Source organism: Occallatibacter sp. (assembly GCF_049802275.1).
GTDB lineage: Bacteria > Acidobacteriota > Terriglobia > Terriglobales > Acidobacteriaceae > Telmatobacter.
This window is the reverse complement of sequence record NZ_JBARMD010000490.1, coordinates 1-4,701: the sequence shown is the minus strand read 5'-3', so window position 1 is coordinate 4,701 and position 4,701 is coordinate 1. Positions and strand designations below refer to the sequence as shown.

Below are 4,701 nucleotides of genomic sequence, written 5' to 3'. Positions count from 1 at the left end.
GCCTTGTGCTATGCGCAAGGCCGAAGCTTTTGCGCAGGGAACGCATTTTATTCATGTCGCCGGTCGCAGAAATTTCAGGGTGAGCTCGGCGATGCGCTATGAAGTGCAACCAGAGAGTTGCTTCAGGCTCTTGATCTGCCGTCCATTCGCGTCGAAGTTTGAGGGGTCGAGCCAGGCCTCGAAGGCGGCTTTGCGAGCGGGCCATTCGCTGTCGAGCATCGAGAACCAGGCCGTGTCGCGGTTTTGGCCTTTGACCACCATGTGCTGTCGGAAGATGCCCTCGAAGGTGAACCCCAGGCGCGCGGCGGCGCGGCGCGAGGGTTGGTTGTTCGCGTTGCACTTCCACTCGTAGCGGCGGTAGCCCAGGTCCTCGAATACGTGGCGGGCCATGAGGTACATTGCCTCGGTTGCTGCAATGGTGCGTTGCAGCGATGGCGCGAACAGGATGTTGCCGACTTCGATGACGCCGTTGACCGGATCCATGCGCATGTAGCTGGCGTAGCCGGCGATTTCTCCAGTGGTTTTTGGCACGATGGCGAGGAAAACAGCGCTTGAGCTTGCCTGTTTTTCCTGGAGCGCAGCGGCCAAATCCGCCTCGGATCGGTAGGGCCCATCTGCCAGGTAGGTCCACACCTCGTCGTGACCCTGTACGGCGTTCCAGAGGGCAGCGTTGTGCCATTGTGCGTCCAATGGCGCGAGCATTACGTTCCTGCCATAAAGGGGAACGCGGGAGGGAACCGGTATGGGCTTCCACTCGGACAGGTCTTGCGGATGTTGAGGCACGGATTCAGCGTATCAGCCGTTAAAATCCGGCCGATGGGACGTGCCAGAAGAGTAACGTCCCCCTTCTCCACATTTTGAACAATTTCGCACAGGTGAATAGGCAAAATGCACTGATTCTGCGCCTTGTAAGGGCCTTACTGGCGCTCTAGGCTTGTATTTCAGAACGGACGAAGCGCGAGAGACCGCTTCTGCACTGCATTTTGGGCAAATGGCACGCGGGATAGCCGCTTCTCGCAAGGCTTTTCGCGCTTTCCACAGGCCGATCGGCTGTATTTAGCAACCGGATGCGCGATTTAACATCGAAATACAAGATGTTGTGGTTTACGGTTGACAGGCCCCATAGACAGCGCTATTTTTGCAACTGCGACTGTAAACAGATTGTAACTTTGCACCCGATTACAGGCCGCATAAAACCGAAAAACCCGCGGTACAGAAAAAGCCCCCGTTTTTCCGTTCGCTGCACGACTTAACCCCCCAATTTGGCTGCGTTAAGCCCAAGGGACAAGTATTTTCATAGAAATCGCCGATGGAGAGTGAATCGATGAACGAGGCCAACCTTCAAACAACCGCAGCAGCCCTGCAAGCTCCCTATAGCCAGGGTGGCCTGACATTTTCCCGCCGTTTCTCAACCGAGGGGGTATCTCCTTACGACGACGTCCAGTGGGAACGGCGTACGGCGCTGATCTCCGACAGCAAGGGCAACACGATCTTCGAACAGAAGGACGTGGAGGTGCCGGCCGATTGGTCGATGACTGCGACCAACATTGTGGCCTCAAAGTATCTGCATGGAACGATTGGCTCGCCGGAGCGCGAGACGGGTGTGCGGCAGTTGGTGTCGCGCGTGGCCGAGACGGTGCGCGACTGGGGTATTGCAGGCGGCTATTTCGCCAGCGCAGGCGACGCCGCCACGTTCCACGATGAGCTGGCACATATGCTGCTGACGCAGAAAGTGGCGTTCAACTCCCCAGTGTGGTTCAACGTGGGCTGCGACCGGCTGGAGCCATTTGCGGCGGGACAGAACTGGCACTGGGATCCGATGACTGGCGGCGTGGTTCACGCGGCGACGGGCTACAAGAATCCGCAGTGCTCGGCGTGCTTCATCAACTCCGTCGACGACTCGATGGAAGGCATCATGGACCTGGCGCGGACGGAGGCGCTGCTGTTCAAGTACGGCTCGGGAACGGGCACCAACTTCAGCAGTCTTCGTTCAAGCCACGAAGGCGTGACGGGCGGCGGCACAGCGAGTGGTCCGCTCAGCTTCATGCGCGGCCTCGATGCATTCGCGGGCGTCATCAAGAGCGGCGGCAAAACGCGTCGCGCGGCAAAGATGGCCATTCTGAACGTCGAGCATCCTGACATCATCGACTTCATTGAGTGCAAGGCGAAGGAAGAGCAGAAGGCTCACACCCTGATCAGGAACGGATACGACGGATCGGGTCCGGATTCAGAGGCCTTTTCGTCGATCTTCTTCCAGAACGCCAACAACTCCGTGCGGGTGACCGATGAGTTCATGCGTGCGTACGAGAATGACGGCGAGTTCACGACCAAGACTGTGAAGGGCGCAAATCCAGTCAAGAGCTACAAGGCGCGCGACATCATGCGCAAGATTGCCGAGGCCACGTGGCTGTGCGGCGATCCCGGCCTGCAGTTCGATACCACCATCAACAAGTGGCACACCAGCAAGAACTCTGCGCCCATCAACGCTTCCAATCCATGCAGTGAGTACATGTTCCTCGACAACTCGGCGTGCAACCTGGCGAGTTTTAACCTGATGAAGTTCCTTACGCCTTCCGGCACGTTCAACATCCCCGAGTATCGTCACGCGATTTCTGTCGTGATCACGGCTATGGAGATCCTTGTCGATAATTCCGGCTATCCGACCGAGTGGATCGCGCGCAATTCGCATGACTATCGCCCACTAGGCCTCGGCTATGCGAACCTTGGCGCACTGCTGATGTCGTTCGGAATTCCGTACGACTCGGCGGCAGGACGCGATCTGGCAGCGGCGATGACAGCGATCATGTGCGGACAGGCATACCTGCAGTCGGCCGTAGTTGCGGCCAATTGCCCGCCTCTGGCTTCGGCGACGCCGCTCACCGCCAGCGTGGAGCGCCAGGGTGGAGCATGCCCAGGGTTCTACGTGAATCGCGAGCCGTTTCTGAATGTGATCAGGATGCACCGCGCTGAAGTGAACAACATCGGCAAGTCGCGCACCAGCGGCGAACCATTCCTCGTTCCACAACTCGAGGCGTTGATCGATGCCAGCCGCGATTGCTGGGATATGGCTCTCTCCTACGGCGAGCGCTACGGCTATCGCAACTCGCAGACCACGGTGCTTGCTCCGACGGGTACTATCGGCTTCATGATGGATTGCGACACGACGGGCATCGAACCTGATCTCGCACTTGTGAAGTACAAAAAGCTGGTTGGCGGCGGCATGATCAAGATCGTCAACAACACGGTTCCGGCTGCGCTGTTCAAGCTCGGCTACAACAACGACCAGGTTGACGCTATCGTCAGCTACATCGACGCGACCGGCACGATTGAAGGTGCGCCGGGGATCAAGCCGGAGCACCTGGCGGTATTCGATTGCAGCTTCAGGCCGGCGAAGGGAACACGCTCAATCCACTACATGGGTCACATCAAGATGATGTCCGCTACGCAGCCGTTCCTGTCGGGCGCGATTTCGAAGACGGTTAACCTGCCGCACGAAGCAACGGTTGAAGAAGTGGCCGAGGCGTATGCAGAAAGCTGGCGACAGGGAATCAAGGCAGTGGCCATCTATCGCGATGGATCAAAGGGTGTGCAGCCGTTGAACACCAGCATGGATGCGAAAAAGGAACCGTCGGCGGTGGAAGCAGCAGGGCAGCGCGTGATGGCGCAGCTTGCGGTGGGACAGCCTGCGGCCGAGGCAGACCTGAAGACGCTCGAAGCCAAGATCAGTGAGAAACTCGAGGTCACAGCGAAGTCGGTGGTTGCGGCTTCAACTCTCTTCCAGCACGCTCTTGAAGAAATCGCCAAAGCGACCACGGTGCCGCAAATGACCGCCGCACTAGGCACGGAATCGCCATTGCCGCAGGATCTGAACGGGCCGCCGCGCGCGGTACGTCATCGCCTGCAATCGGAGCGCGCCTCCATTACCCACAAGTTTTCGATTGCAGGGCATGAAGGCTATATCACGGTGGGCCTGTATCCGACCGGGCAGCCGGGCGAAATTTTCATCAAGATGGCGAAGGAAGGTTCGACTGTCTCCGGCTTGATGGATGCATTCGCGACTTCGATTTCGCTGGCACTGCAGCACGGTGTTCCGCTGCGTGTACTCTGCGAGAAGTTCGCGCATACCCGGTTCGAGCCTTCGGGCTGGACGGGCAACGAGCAGATTGGCTATGCGAAGAGCCTGATGGACTACATCTTCCGCTGGCTTAACCTGCGCTTCCTTTCGGGCGAGCAGTTGACGCTGTTTGCGGGGCTCGCTCCGCAGGCGGCGCCTTTGCCCGAATCGCCAACGATTCTGCCGGACCTCGAGCCGGAAGAAGATCCGGCAGCGCACAGACAGCTTTCCAGGTTGGCCGAAGAAATGTCGCGCCTCCGGGAGAGAGACAGAGGAATGGGCAGCACGTCGGCGCCGGGTGGCAGCATTCCGCCTGAGGCTCAGGCGGCGAGCACGGCTTCAGCCGCGCCGACGCATGGGCCGACTCTGCAGGATCGGGGTCTGTTCCACGCGTCAGAAGCGATGCGCAGCATGTACGAGATGGGTGATGCACCAAGCTGCTCCACCTGCGGCGCCATCATGGTTCGCAATGGAAGCTGCTATCGCTGCATGAGCTGCGGTTCAACCTCAGGTTGTAGTTAGCAACTGATTCATACCATTACTGGGGGGGGTGTGGGTTGACGCATAAGATTGAAGTTGTACCCCAT

At 58.8% G+C, this 4,701-nt stretch carries 2 protein-coding genes; one reads left to right on the top strand and one right to left on the bottom strand.

Features of this window, described 5'->3' with window-relative positions; all coding sequences use genetic code 11:
* Window positions 1–96 precede the first annotated feature (96 nt).
* Window positions 97–702: a GNAT family N-acetyltransferase gene (locus WA354_RS17100; RefSeq protein ID WP_472814234.1), complete on the bottom strand. Its 606-nt coding sequence runs from the start codon at window positions 700–702 to the stop codon at window positions 97–99.
* Window positions 703–1,324: 622 nt separating this feature from the next.
* Here WA354_RS17100 and WA354_RS17095 point away from each other — a divergent pair.
* Complete coding sequence (locus WA354_RS17095) at window positions 1,325–4,636, top strand: vitamin B12-dependent ribonucleotide reductase (RefSeq protein ID WP_472814233.1); 3,312 nt, start codon at window positions 1,325–1,327, stop codon at window positions 4,634–4,636.
* Window positions 4,637–4,701 lie beyond the last annotated feature (65 nt).

What these genes read in the sequence shown, in the direction of transcription:
- WA354_RS17095 (WP_472814233.1), top strand. Translation starts at nt 1,325, where the DNA reads ATGAACGAGGCCAACCTTCAAACAACCGCAGCAGCCCTGCAAGCTCCC.
- WA354_RS17100 (WP_472814234.1), bottom strand. Translation starts at nt 702, where the DNA reads ATGCTCGCGCCATTGGACGCACAATGGCACAACGCTGCCCTCTGGAAC.